Source organism: Streptomyces sp. NPDC051677, from assembly GCF_044453465.1.
GTDB lineage: Bacteria > Actinomycetota > Actinomycetes > Streptomycetales > Streptomycetaceae > Streptomyces.
Window position 1 is genome coordinate 587,384 of record NZ_JBITCT010000001.1, and the last position, 13,530, is coordinate 600,913.

Consider the following 13,530-nt stretch of genomic DNA (forward strand, 5'->3'; position numbering starts at 1 on the left):
TGTCAAAGCCTCCTTTGCCGATGACTGGTGTTCAGGAGCCAGCCTGAGATGTTCGCCGAGGTCTCCTGTGGAACTGTGAAGCCTCCGGCTTCCAGGATTCTCTTGCAGTACGTCACGCAGTTGTTCCTCTCCCGGTTGTGGGGACCAAGGTTCACGCCCTCCATGGCGTACTGCGCCTGCTGCGCCCTGCGAGCGTTGGGCAACGGAATCCTGATGACGATGGTCCCAGGGGCATGGTCCCGTGTCCGCTCGCCAGGAATGGACGGTTCGCCCTCGCGCGAGCCCGCTTCGGTGTGTATCGTCCTGCCGTTGTGGGTCACCGCGATCGACGCGTGGCCCTGCTGGTCGTCCAGGTAGACGTCCGCGTACCCAGCATCACCGCAGTTGTGCGCCAGGACCGGCGTCGCCCCCACGAGCACGTAGTACGTGTGGACATCCGTGACGGTCAGGTTGTGGACCGTCGCCTTCTTCGCCGTCCATGCCTCGACCGCGCCGATCTGGATCCAGGTGCCCGAGGACGTCTGGAGCCACTGGCCCGGCTTCAGTTCACCGGCGTCGACCCATTCCCGCAGGGACGGCACCCAGAACGGGTGACCGGCCGTCGCGGTGACCGTCGTCGTCCTGGCATCGGCGGTCGAGCCGTCGTGGACCGTCAAGGTGATGCGGACCAGGTGCTTGGCGCCCTTGCCGACGATCGTCGCCGTGGCCGTCCGGACGGTGGTCTCACCCGTCCTCGGGTCGGTGGCGACGACCTTGTCGCCGGCCTTGACCTTCTCGATCGGCTTCGCCGAGCCGTCGGCCATCAGGACCTTCGTGCCGGGGACGAAGCTGTTGACCTCGCAGGCCTGAGCCTGGACCTCTTCCTTGGCGCTCTCCTTGGCCTCCTCCCGGACCTCCTTCGCGACCTTCTTCACCGCCCGCTTCACCTGTGACGGCTTGGGACGCGGCTTCGGCTGCGAGCGGGGTTTGGCGCGCGGCTTCGGACGGGCCGCCGCCTTGCGGGCCGCGGCCCGGCGGGCCGCCGCCTTCTTCGCCGCCGCACGCGCCGCGCGGGCGCGGGCCTGGGCCGCCGCCTTGCGGGCCGCCGCCCGCTTGGCCGCCGCGCGGGCCGCCGCCTTCTTCGCCGCGGCTCGCTTCGCCGCGGCCGCCTTGCGGGCCGCCTCCCGCTTCGCCTTCGCCGCCGCGCGCTTCGCGGCCTCCAGGGCGCGCTTGCGGGCCAGCGCCGCCGCCCGACGGGCCGCCGCCTGGGCCGCCTTGCGGGCCGCGATGATCGCCGCGCGGCGGGCTGCCGCACGGATCGCCGCCTGGATGGCGATGCGGGCCGCGATACCGGCCAGGACCACGACCGGGAAGAACTCGCCCGAGGGGTCGGAGAACGTGGCCGGGGCGTTGTTGCTGTAGGCGTACGGGTTCATCGTGGCTGGCTGGCCGTAGTCGACCATGGGGTCGACCTGGATGAACCGGCCCGTCGCCGGGTCGTAGTCACGGGCTCCGAGGCGGGTCAGGCCCGTGTCCTTGTCGACCGTGCCGCCGACGAAGCCGCGCTGTCCGGGCCAGGTGCTGGGCTGCTGCCCACGCTCCTCACCGAACGGCATCGACTTGCGGCGGGTGACGCCCATCGCCGGGTCGACCATGTCCACGACCGTGTGGGACGTGCCGTGGTGGTCGGCCAGCATCAGCTGACGGGCGCCGCCGGTCGCGCGGACCGTCACCGAGCCGTCCGGATGCCCGTAGAACCGCTCCGCCTTCGCGCTCGAGTTGGCCGCGTCGACCGTCAGCTCCGCATCCGGCAGGTACAGCGTGCGGCTGCCGTCCGCGCCGGTGCGGATGAGGCGTTCGCCGTTCGCGCCGTACAGATACAACGTGGCCTTGGTGCCGCCGCCCTCGACCGGCGCGGTCACCTTGCGCAGCTGGCCCTCGACGTCGTATTCGAGGGTCTGGTTGGTGCCGCCGTTCTGACGTCCGACGGTGTTGCCGGCCTTGTCGTAGGCGAAGGTGTTGAGGCGCTCGCCCTGCGGGCCGACCGACTTGATCTCCGCCAGCGCGTTGGGGCCGCCGACGCCCGTCTTGCCGTACACGTACGAGCGGGTGACGTCCTTCGTGGTGTCGCCCGTCGCGTCGTGCTCGACGAGCGTCTTGCGGTTGCCCGCCTCGTCGTACTGGTACGACTGCCAGTAGGCCTCGGGGCCGCCGACCGTGTCCTTGGCCGGGGCCGCCGCACACTCCTCCGTCTTCGCCGTCCACGCCGAGGTCATCTGGCGCAGCTGGTCGTAGACGAAGCACTGGGTGTCCGTCCTGCCCGAGTCCGGGGAGGCGCTGCCGGGCACGTCGGTGATCCTGGTGACGTTGCCGGCCTGGTCGTAGCCGAACCGGGTCTCGCTGATGCGGCCCGGGGCGAGGGAACGGTCGAAGGTCGCCGTCTGCAGACGACGGGTGAACTCGTCGTAGACGTAGGAGCCGTAGACCTTCTTGCCCGCCGGTCCGGCGTCGGTGCGCAGGACCTCGCCGAACGCCGAGTAGTCGACGCCCGCCAGGTAGGCCGAGGCGCCGGCGATGGAAATGGGCAGGCCGTCGGAGTTGTAGCGGAAGACGACCCGCTCGGTGGTAAGGCCGCCCAGGCCGGGAACCTCCACCCAGGCGAGGTTGCCGGTCGGGGTGTAGGAGTAGGTGTACTCGTAGGAGCCGGCGAGACCGGTCTCCTCCGTCGGGATCACCGTCCTGGACGACTTCACCCGGTAGGCGTTGTCGTAGGCGGTGACCTCCTCCCGGTACTCACGGCCGTTCTCGTAGCGGACCGCCGCCGTCGGAAGGCCCTTGACGAGGCTGTCGTACGTCCACTCCAGGCGCTTGGGGCCGGTGTCGCTGCCCTCGCGCAGGGCGGTCGGACGGCCGCCGTCGTCGTACGTGGTGACCAGGGTCCGCTGGAACGGGTCGACGGTCGCGATCACGTTGTCCGCGTTGTCGTACCGCATCTCGGTGCGTCCGCCGTCGGGGTCGACGACCGCGGTCTGGCGGCCCCGTTTGTCGTACTCGAAGGAGGTTGCGGCGCCGCCGGGGGCGGTCACCTTCTCCAGGTTGTCGAGGGCGTCATACTGGTAGAGGGTGTCCCGCCACTTCGTGCGTGCGCTGTCGGTGTACTCGCGCAGTTTCTCGACGCGCCCCTCGGCGTCCTCGAAGACGGCTGTGACGGTGTCGCCGCCGGGCGGGATCGTCGTGGAGACGTCACCGTCGCGTTCGGTCGTGGTGCGCAGCTTCTCCGTGCCGTGGTAGTAGGTGATGTCGGCGGTGGGCTGGCCCAGGCCGTCGAAGAGGGTGCGGTTCTGGGAGGGGACCTCGTTGTCGCCGACCTGGAGGAGCTTCGCCTCGGGCTCGGCGGTGTTGTAGTACCCCTCGTTCTCCTTCCACTTGCGGCCGGCGCTGTCGTAGAAGGTGTCGTTGACGATGCGGCCCGTGCCGACGGCCTCGTCCTGTGTCTGCCGCTCGCGCATCAGACCGTCGAGGATCTCGTAGGAGACCGCGTACTCGCCGTTGTCCTTCAGGGTGCGCGCCGTGGTGATCGTCGGCCCGTCGCGGCGCACGGCGTAGTCGTACGTGGCCGTCGGGGTCTGGGTCGCCGGGTCGCGGTCGATCTCCCAGACCTTCAGGAGCCTGCCCAGCGGGTCGTACTGCATGGTGGCCGTCTTGCCGTTGGCGTCCGTCTCGGTGAGCGGCAGGCCGCGCACGTCGTCGAAGACCGTGGTCTCGGTGTGCAGCAGCGGGTCGGTGGAGACCTGCTTCGTCGGACGGGCCACGGTCGAGGGCGTGTACTCGACCCATGTCTTGCGGTTGTCCGCGTCCCAGGTCGCGGTCTCGCGGCCGTGGATGTCGTACTCGGTGCGGTCGATGGTGACGTAGCCGTCGCCCTTGCCGTTCAGTTCCTGGACCTCGGTGGGCAGCCCCTTGGTGGGGGCGGCGCCGAAGGCCAGGTTGTCGTAGAACGTGCGGGTGTCCTCGACGATTTCGCCGCCGGTGGTGCCGCACGCGCCGAGCACGGTCTTCTCGCGGGACTCCGGCTCGATCAGGTACGCGATGGTGTTGCGGGCGTAGCCGACGGTGGAGCAGCGGATCTTGCCGCCCGGGGTCTTCTCCTCGACCTCGTACGGCAGGCCGTAGCTGTCGTACTTGGTGGTCTCGGTGGAGGTCCGCCAGGTGTCGCCCTTGACGCGTTCGCGGGTGCGGACGCTCTCCGGGCGGGTCATCCACGCTTCCAGGGGTGTGGTTCCGGCGCGGGTACGGGTGGCCGTCTTCACCGCCCAGGGGGTGGTGACGGTCGCCGAGTCGACGGGGCCGCCGTCGGACTCGTAGGCGATCTGCTCCAGCAACTGGCCCTGGTACTGCGGGAGATCGGCGTATGTCTTGCCCTCGCTGTCGGTGACGTCCGAACTGCGGGTCCCGGAGGGCAGTTTGTCGCCGTGCAGGCCGCGGTAGTAGCGGTGCTCGGTGAGCTGCTTGACGTCGTCGCCGGCGCCCTGGCGGGTGCGGACGCGTTCGTAGCCGCGGTACTGCGACCAGGTGCGGTGCTTGTTCTCGGTGAACTCGCTGTCGTCGTAGGCCCATCCGGCGCCGCCGATGAACTCGTAGCTGGTCACCTTGGCGGGGCTGTCGGTGACCAGGTCCTCCTCGCGGACCTCGGTGACGACGTACTTGTGGAACCAGTCCTTCACCGGGTTGAGGGCGCCCTTGGGCGTCCAGTACTGCGGGAAGCAGCGCATGGTGTTGGACTCGGGGGACGCCGGCATCCGCTTGGGCTCCAGGGCCTGGCAGTCGCGGGCCGAGTAGGTGACGCCGATGCGGCCGCCGGTCTCGGTGTCGATGGCGTGCACCCGGTAGCGGGAGAAGGGCGGCAGGCCCTCCACCTTGTCGACGCGGTTGTCGAGCTGGATGCCGGCGAAGGTGACCTTCGGCATCGCGGCGGTCGCGCCGGCGCCGTGGCCGGTGCGGGCGATGGCGTCCAGCCACAGGGCCGGGGAGGTGCCGTCGCCGGTGGCCGGGTAGGACTGCTCCAGCGCCCAGGAGTCGACGGTCTTCAGGGCGCTGCCGGAGAGCACGCTGGTGGTGATCTTCGTCAGGCGCTTGGTGGTCCAGAACGTCGGGGAGTACTTGTCGGTGCACTTGGCGCCCGACGCGCACTCCTGGTCCAGCGGCACGTCCGGCCAGTTCTTGGCGTTGGCGGCGGTGCGTTTGGCCTCGGCGCAGTCGAACGTCGCGGTGGGGATGCAGCGTTCGGCGGTGGTGAAGGCGACCCGGCCGGCCGGCTGGACGCCGAACAGCTTGTCGGAGCGCAGGCCGTAGTCGATGCGGGCGAGCTGCGCGGAGCGGGTGTAGGAGATCTGCTGGTCGGCCTTCATGTTCTGGCCGTAGAAGTTGGTCTCCTTGGTCCACCACAGGGTCATGGCGTCACCGAGCGGGTCGACCACGTAGTCCAGGTTCCAGCGGTAGGCCTGGGCGCAGTCGGAGTCCAGATACGCGGTGGCGTGGCAGGGCTCGCCGGGGTGGTTGCCGAACACCGGGACCGTGAGGGCGGAGTTCGTGACCGTGCCGTCGGGGGCGTTCGGCAGCTTGTTCAGGCCGAAGTGGTACTGGGTGCCGTCGGTGGTGGTCAGGACCCAGTGCTCGCCGTCCTTGGCGCCGTTGGCCGCGCCGGTCTTGCGCTGGAGGCGGGAGCCGTCGTCGTCGGCGGGACGCCAGTCGTCGGTGCCGTCCTTCTTGACGAGTTCGGTGGTGTTGCCGCCCAGGGACATCACGACGTGGTCGGAGCCCCAGCACAGGTCGCCGCTGTCACCGGAGTTGTTGGGCTTCTGCTCGACGCCCTTGTCGTCCTTGATCGGATCCTTGTCGTCCGAGCAGGAGCGGAAGCGGCGCTCGATGTAGCCGGGCTCGTAGTCCCAGCCCTCGGCGATCCACGAGGACTGCGCGTTGGTGGAGGCGGTGCGGCCGTCCACGGCCTGGGAGGAGTAGGAGAGCTCGACCTCGGGCTGCGGGCCGCCGGGGACCTCGGGCGCCTCGATCGGGTAGCTCCACGAGAAGCCGCCGGAGGAGGAGCCCGCCATCCAGGAGCCGGACGGCGACAGCGAGGTCGCCGCATGACTGCCGCCGGGCCCGGAGGCCTCTGCGGCGGCGGCGAACACGGCGGGCGCGGCGCTCGCGGCGGCCAGGGCGGCGCGGCCCGAAACGGTGTGCGCGGACGCGTCGTTGGCGCCGGGCAGCGCGCTGCGGGTACGGCAGCGCTCCAGCTCGGGCGTGGTCAGCGCACAGTCCGGAAGCCGGTAGAGGCGGAGCCGGGAACCCCAGTCTCCGCCGTAGGTGTCCTTGAACGAGGCGTAGTCCAGCTCCAGTTCGACCGCGCCGGACGCGGCGGGACCGAGGCCGTTCGTCGCGGGAGCCGCCGTGAACAACAGCCCCTGCACGCCGGCCTTACGGGCGGCGGTCGCGTCCTTGACCTGGACCTGGACGGCGCTGCCGGGGTCGGCGGCACGGGCGGTCCTGGTCGTCTTGGCTGCTGCGACCTGACGGACCTTCAGCGGGCCGGTCTGTACGGCGGTTGCTCCCGGCTTCGTGCCCGTTGCCGTACCCGTTGTCGTACCCGGCTCGGCACCGGTGGTCAGTGGCGGCTTCTTCGGGAGCTTGTCGTTCCGGCCCGTCACCAGGGTCGTGAAGGTGCGGGCGGGGACGGTCCCCGCGGCGGGCTTGAAGGCGCCCGTGGCCTCGTCGCGCGTCGCGGGCCGCTTCTTGCTGAAGTCCCGGCCCGGGACGGACGGATCGCGCTTGACGTCGGAGATCCGGGTGCTCCCTGCGGCGGCGCTCGCGTCGTCGGGTATCAGCCCGATGAACAGCACGAGCCCCACGAACAGGGACGTGGATCTGGTCCAGTGACCGAAGTAGCGCAGTTGTCTTATCAAGTGGTCCACAAAAGGACCTCCCCCTCACTCTGTGTGACCGAGTGTTGAACGGTCAGACAGTAAGCGCTGTCGATCACCCTGACAAGCAATGCACAGGCAATGCGACAATCCCCACTTTCGCCATTGCTTGGCAAAGAACTCGCCATGTCGCGTGTACTGTTCGGCGACGCGGCCCCCGGTCGGGGGCACGCACGGCAACGAACTCCGGGGGGATTCGCCCATGCCTGCACCATCCCGAAGACCACGCCGGCACCGGCGGTCAGCGCGCGCCGCGCTGGTCGCGGCGCTCGTCGGCGGGACGCTCGGCCTGACTCCGCTGACCTCACCCGCACCGGTGTCGGCCGCGACCGCCGCCGCCGACCCCGAGCAGGACGCCCTCCGGCAGGCCGCCGAGACCGGTGAGCCGGTGGAGCTGGCAGCCGAGCGCACCGAGACCAGCGAGACGCACGCACTGCCCAACGGCAACCTCCGCCACACCCAGCACACTTTGCCCGTCCGCGTGAAACGCGAGGGCGCCTGGACGCCGGTGGACACCGCGCTCGCCGAGACGGCCGGCCGGATCCAGCCGAAGGCGACGCCCGGCCGGGTCACGTTCTCGGCGGGCGGCGACAACCGTCTCGTGACCCTCTCCGACCGCGGCGGCGAACTGTCCCTGACCTGGCCGAAGGCCCTTCCCGAGCCGGTGCTCGACGGCCCCACGGCGACCTACCGGGAGGTCTTCCCGGGCGTCGACCTGGCCGTGAAGGCGAGCGTGGACGGGTTCAGTCAGGCGCTGATCGTGAAGACCCCCGAGGCGGCCGACCGCCCGGAGCTGGCGCAGATCGGCTTCGGTCTGCGCACCGAGGGCCTGGACCTGCGCGAGGACGCGGAGACGGGCACGCTCACCGCGGTCAACGCGGCCGGCCAGACGGTGTTCGCGTCCTCCACGGCCCGGATGTGGGACTCGTCGGGGACGACGGAACAGGCCCCGGCGCTCAAGAGCCTGCGCTCGACCGCATCCTCGACCGCGACCGCCGTCGCAACGGCACCTACGGCCGGCCCCGTCTCCGACCCCTCCCCGCTCACCCCAGGCACCAAGAGCAGCGAGGTCGGCGTCGAAGTCGCCGAGGACCGCATCACCCTGACGCCGGATCAGAAGCTGCTCGACGCCCCGGACACCGAGTTCCCGGTCTACATCGACCCGCGGATGACCGGCACCCGCGAGGCCTGGACCATCGCCTACAAGCCCCATCCGACGAGCAGTTACTGGAACGGCACGGGCTGGGACGGCGGTACGACGAGCGAGGCGCGCGTCGGCTACGAGTCGTCCACGGGCGGCACGGCCCGCTCCTTCTTCCGCGTGGGCTCCAAGTTCCTGGCGGGCGTGAAGGTGATCGACGCGCAGTTCCAGATCACCGAGACGCACTCCTGGTCCTGCACGCCCAAGCCGGTCGAGCTGTATCTGACGGGCTCGATCAGCTCGTCGACCACCTGGAACAAGCAGCCTTCCTGGTCGACGCGCCAGGACAGCCGTAGCGTCGCGCACGGCAACGAGACGTTCGGCTGCCCGAACGCGGCGGTCGACTTCGACGCGAAGGACGCGGCCGTCAAGGCCGCGGCGAGCAAGTGGGCGAACATCACCTTCGGTCTGCGGGCCCCGCAGAGCGCGGAGGACAACAAGGACGAGTACAGCTGGAAGAAGTTCAAGCCGGACGCCAAGCTGATCGTCGAGTTCAACCGGCTGCCGAAGGCCCCGTGGGCGCTGGACACCATCCCCAGCACCAAGGTGAGCGCCACCGAGTGCGGCAACGGCTCCTCGTACGTGACGGTCGGCAACACGGACGTGACGCTGACCGCGCAGGCCTGGGACCCGGACGGCGGGGCGGTGAACGTCCAGTTCCACCTCTGGGCCACCGGCAAGCACGACGCGTCGCCCGGGATCATCTTCGACAAGCGGGTGAAGGTCACCGTGAAGTCGACGGACTCCAAGGGCGCGCAGGCGCGGGTCGTCGTGCCGAAGGCGCTGCTCGACCAGCACAAGGGCGCGAGCGGCGGGCAGTTCTCGTGGAAGGCGCAGGCCGAGGACACCTCGGACGCGGGCTTCGCCTCCGACTGGACGCCGACGGCGGGCGCGGCCGGCTGCCGCTTCGGCTTCGACCCGACCGCGCCGACGGTGATGCCGACGGTCGACTCCAAGGACGATCTGTACCCGGAGACGACGCCCGAGATCGAGCCGGTCGAGGGCGCGCTGGCGCGCACCGAGGGCGTGTTCGAGTTCGGCGCCAACGGCGTGTCGGACACCGCCGAGTACCTGTACGGCCTGGACCGCACCCCGCCGAGCAGTTCGGCGAAGCCGACGACGAAGGGCGGCCCGGCGCAGGCGAAGATCACCCCGCTCACCCCGGGGCCGCACACGCTGTACGTGCGCTCCCTGGACGCGGCGAAGAACCCCGGCCCGATCTACCCGTACCGCTTCTACGTCAAGAGCCCGGGGGTGACGGACAAGCCCGGTGACGTCAACGGGGACGGCATGCCGGACCTGTTCGCCGTGGACGGCTCGAACAACCTGCGGCTGTACGGCGGGACGGGCAACGGCAAGGTGGACACGATGGTCCCGCTGTCCTCCGGCGGCGGCTGGAACGGGGCGCTGCTGACGCACCGGGGCGACTGGTCCCTGGACTTCTACGAGGATCTGGTGGCCCGGCGCTCCGACGGCAAGCTGTGGCTCTATCCCAACAACGGGCAGGGCGAGTTCACCGAGGACACCAAGCAGGAGGTGTACGTCTTCCCGGACCCGGAGACGGACGTGGCGACCGACCCGGCGACGATCAAGCAGATCGTCTCGGTCGGCGACATCACGCCCGACAGCGAGATGCAGAACCCGGACTTCGTCGCGGTGATCGGCGACCAGTTGTGGTTCCTGCCCGGCCAGGCGACCGGCACGGTCGACTCCGGCTATCTGATCGGGAACTCGGGCTGGAGCGGGATGCAGCTGGCCTCCCCGGGCGATGTGGACGGCGACGGCTTCACCGACCTGATCGGCCGCAACACGGCGAACGGCGAGGTGTGGCTGTACCACGGGCGCAGCCCGGGCGACGCGGACGGCGACGGGGTCTCCGACGGCGGCACCGACCCGGCGTCGCTGGGCGCGGGCTCCAACCGGACGGCGTACGCGACGGGTTGGACGACGGCGGCCCGGCCGCTGATCACCGCCTCGGGCGACTCAGGCGGCGACGGGATCTCCGACCTGTGGACCACGACGTCCAACACGTCGGCGGGCCTGGAGTTCGTGCCGGGCCGCGCGAGCGGGCTGGTGGGCACTCCGGTGGCGGTCGGCACGACGGGCTGGCAGGCGATCAATCGGCTGTCCTGACGGCCGCCCGCCGGGAGGAGAGGCCCGCTGGGAGGAGGGGTACGACGACGGTGGTGCCGGGTGCGGACTCCTGAGCCCGCCGGCACCGGGCAGTTCGACGTTCTCCGGCTACGCCGGAACACTGAAGCCAGGCGTCGAGAGCCGTCCCCTCCGTATGACCCGCACCATCTGACTGGACGTCACATACTCGTGGTGGCGTCCAGTCGGCGTTCGGCCAACCACTTTCGGACAGGCGGGTTTTACGACGTCCACCCGGTGGCCGATGCTCGTCCTCCCGGCGAAGCGGCCCTGCCAGGCGGCCTCTCACCAGGCCCCGCCGCATTGCCGAAACGTGCCGTCAATCCGGCCCGACCACCCGGCCCGATCCGGTACGAACTCCCATCCGACGGCAACGCCCGGTGCTGCTGTGAGGCGAAATGGCCTGCGGGGCCCCACTGTTGTGGCCAGAACCAGCCATTCCCCGAAGCGACCTTCAGACCCCACCATAAGACGCATGAATAGCGACACATCCACGCGGGAACTGTCAGTGCCGAGTGTGTTGTGCCCGTTTCCGGTCACATACGACGAGTCGGCTGCTCGCAAGGCGGACGACGACATCGTTGCCTGGGCCCTCAGCCTCGATCTTTTCCCGGGGCAGCGGAACGAGCTGAACGGCTACCGGTTCGGTACGTTCGCCGCGCTGACGCACCCTGACGCGGTCGACCACGATCACCTGATGCTCGCGGCCCGCAACATGACCGCCCTGTTCGCCGCGGACGACCACTACTGCGACGAGGGCGTCGAAGGCGTCCGCCTCGCCATGAGCGCCTCCCGGCTCGCGGGGGCGCTGACCGCGCTGGAGAACGGCCCCCGCCTGCCCGACTGCCCCTCCGTCGAGGCCTTCGTCGCCAGCGACCCGGTGACGCGGGCACTGCGCGAGACCGCCGAACACGTCACCCGCCTGGGCACGCCGGCGCAAGTGGGCCGACTGCGCCACGAGACCATCGCCACGTTCCTCGCGATGTCGGCCGAAAACTCCTGGCGCATCGCCGGGCACGTGCCCGAACCCGCCGAGTACCTGGCGCATCGCAAGTACAACGGCGGCATGGCGTGCCTGGTGCTCATCGACGTCGTCGGCGGCTACGAGCTGTCCGTCCGCGACTGGGAGACGCCCGGCGTCCGCGACCTGTCCCTCGCCGCCTCACTCATGATCATGCTGGTCAACGACCTGTATTCGGTCGCCAAGGAGAGCGCCGACATCGGCAGCCACAGCCTGCCCACCGTGCTGTCGGCCCGCCACGGCTGGTCCATCGAACGCAGCATGTGTGCGACCGCCGACCTCCACGACGATCTCATGCGCGACTATCTGCGCCGCGAGGCCGAGGTCAAGCGGGACGCCTCGCCCGAACTCGCCCGCTACCTCACCGGCCTGCGGCACTGGATGCGCGGCAACCTCGAATGGCACACCCTCACCGGACGCCACAACAACCGCGCGGGACGCCCCACCCCCAAGACGGGCCCGCTGGGCCCCACCCACGACCGGCTCACCGCCGACGCCCGCTCCTCGGCCGCCGCGGCCGGCGTCTGCCCCCACTGCGGCGACCGCCACGACCCCGCCACCGCGGTCGCCTGAACCGACTGGGAGACGGCGGTTCACGGGGCCTTCCGCGCCAGGGCAAGCCAGTTCGGCACGTCGACCTCGACGCGCACGGTCTTGCCCGGCGCCGGCTCCCGGTCCACCACTTCCCAGCGCGCGGCGAGCGCGTCGACGAGAAGCAGTCCGCGGCCGGTCTCGTCGAGCGGCCGCGGCTCGGTTACGGCACCGGGTCCCGGCGGACGCGGCCCACTGCGCGTGTCGCTCACCTCGACCCGAACGCTCCCCGGCGGAAAGGACAGCCGCAGCTCGAAGTCCCGTCCGGGCACCCGCCCATGGGTGACGGCGTTGGCGGCCAGCTCGGCGACGATCACCGCGACGGTGTCGGAGACGTCGGTGCCGTGCGGGATGCCCCAGGCATGCAACTGGTGCAGCGCGAGACGCCTTGCCAGGCGGGCACCGCGGGGAGTGGCACTGAGGCGCTGACTGAACACACGTACGGTGAAGAGGGGTTGGGGCGCGGCATGTGGTGCTGTCATGGGGCCAATGTGGCGGGCGCGCAGACCGAATCTCCAGGAGGCTTTCGCGTACAGCGCGTGAGCGTACGCGGTGACGGACTGGACAGTACCGGTGACCGACCGTGACCATGGGTTCGGGAGGTGACCATGGTGGTCGACGGTGAGCCCGAGTCGTCGGACAGTATGCGAACGTTCGGGGCGGTGGTCCAGGCGTTGCGCGTACATCACGGGCTGAGCAGGGATGAGTTCGGCAGCAGGGTGGGCTTCTCCAAACACACGGTGGCCTCGGTGGAGCTGGGCCGCCGCATGCCGGACGAGGACTTCGTCGAGGCGGCGGAGGGGGCGTTGGGGAACACCGGCGCGTTGAGGAGGGCCTCGGGGTTCCTGGAGCGCCAGCCGGGATTGGCGGCCTGGTTCCGCCGGTGGGCCCTGCTGGAGAGGACGGCGATCACCCTCTACACGTACGAATGCCGGATGATTCCGGGGCTGTTGCAGACGGAGGGGTACCTGCGGGCCTTGTCCGCCGATCAGCTTCCGCCAATGGACGACGCGCAGATCGAGGAACTGTGGGCCGCCCGGGCCGATCGACAACGGCTGCTGCATGAGCGGCCCAACACCGCGTTCAGCTTCATCCTCGAAGAGCACCTGTTCCTGCGGCGCACCGGCGGGGCGGAGGTCACGCGGGACCTCATCGACCACGTGCTGACGATCGCTAAGTTGAGGAACGTCGAGGTGCAAGTGATGCCGCTGGTGAAGGAGTCGCACGCCGGGCTACAGGGCCCCATTCGCCTGGCAGAGACCCCCAAGCACAAGTGGTTCGGGTACAACGAGGGCCAGGAAAGCGGCCAGCTCATCACCGACCCGAAAGTGCTCAGCGTGCTCCAGGCGCGGTATGCCAGGATGCGTTCACAGGCTCTCACCCTCGAAGACTCCGTGAGCCTGTTGCAACGGATGCGAGGAAACCTATGAGCACCTCCGAACCGGCCTGGTTCAAGAGCAGCTACAGCAGCGCGTCCGGGGACGACTGCGTCGAGGTCGCTGCCTGCCCCGCCCAAGTCCACGTCCGTGACTCCAAGGACAAGGGCGGTCCCAGCCTCACCCTCTCCCCCGCCGCGTGGGCCGACTTCGTGGCCCACGCGGCGGGGTGAG

The 13,530-nt window shown here is 70.1% G+C and carries 6 protein-coding genes; 4 read left to right on the top strand and 2 right to left on the bottom strand.

Annotated elements, in window-relative coordinates; genetic code table 11:
- Positions 1–2: 2 nt before the first annotated feature.
- The gene (locus ACIBAF_RS02585; protein ID WP_399461234.1) at positions 3–6,947 is read right to left on the bottom strand and encodes a polymorphic toxin-type HINT domain-containing protein; all 6,945 of its coding nucleotides are present in this window, start codon (positions 6,945–6,947) and stop codon (positions 3–5) included.
- A 211-nt stretch (positions 6,948–7,158) separates the two neighbouring features.
- On the opposite strand from ACIBAF_RS02585, the gene ACIBAF_RS02590 reads away from it, so the two are divergent.
- Positions 7,159–10,290, top strand: coding sequence for a DNRLRE domain-containing protein (locus ACIBAF_RS02590; protein WP_399461235.1), 3,132 nt, complete (start codon positions 7,159–7,161; stop codon positions 10,288–10,290).
- A 493-nt stretch (positions 10,291–10,783) separates the two neighbouring features.
- Positions 10,784–11,902, top strand: coding sequence for a terpene synthase (locus ACIBAF_RS02595; protein ID WP_399461236.1), 1,119 nt, complete (start codon positions 10,784–10,786; stop codon positions 11,900–11,902).
- Positions 11,903–11,922: 20 nt separating this feature from the next.
- Here the strand turns inward: ACIBAF_RS02595 and ACIBAF_RS02600 are convergent, their stop codons facing one another.
- Positions 11,923–12,402, bottom strand: coding sequence for an ATP-binding protein (locus ACIBAF_RS02600; protein WP_399461237.1), 480 nt, complete (start codon positions 12,400–12,402; stop codon positions 11,923–11,925).
- A gap of 126 nt (positions 12,403–12,528) precedes the next feature.
- Here ACIBAF_RS02600 and ACIBAF_RS02605 point away from each other — a divergent pair, with 126 nt between their 5' ends.
- Positions 12,529–13,350 (top strand): helix-turn-helix domain-containing protein, encoded by an 822-nt coding sequence (locus ACIBAF_RS02605; RefSeq protein ID WP_399461238.1) that lies wholly within the window; start codon positions 12,529–12,531, stop codon positions 13,348–13,350.
- Positions 13,347–13,529: a DUF397 domain-containing protein gene (locus ACIBAF_RS02610; RefSeq protein WP_399461239.1), complete on the top strand. Its 183-nt coding sequence runs from the start codon at positions 13,347–13,349 to the stop codon at positions 13,527–13,529. The genes ACIBAF_RS02605 and ACIBAF_RS02610 overlap by 4 nt, the downstream gene beginning before the upstream one ends.
- Position 13,530 lies beyond the last annotated feature (1 nt).

What these genes read in the sequence shown, in the direction of transcription:
- ACIBAF_RS02590 (WP_399461235.1), top strand. Translation starts at nt 7,159, where the DNA reads ATGCCTGCACCATCCCGAAGACCACGCCGGCACCGGCGGTCAGCGCGC.
- ACIBAF_RS02595 (WP_399461236.1), top strand. Translation starts at nt 10,784, where the DNA reads ATGAATAGCGACACATCCACGCGGGAACTGTCAGTGCCGAGTGTGTTG.
- ACIBAF_RS02600 (WP_399461237.1), bottom strand. Translation starts at nt 12,402, where the DNA reads ATGACAGCACCACATGCCGCGCCCCAACCCCTCTTCACCGTACGTGTG.
- ACIBAF_RS02605 (WP_399461238.1), top strand. Translation starts at nt 12,529, where the DNA reads ATGGTGGTCGACGGTGAGCCCGAGTCGTCGGACAGTATGCGAACGTTC.
- ACIBAF_RS02610 (WP_399461239.1), top strand. Translation starts at nt 13,347, where the DNA reads ATGAGCACCTCCGAACCGGCCTGGTTCAAGAGCAGCTACAGCAGCGCG.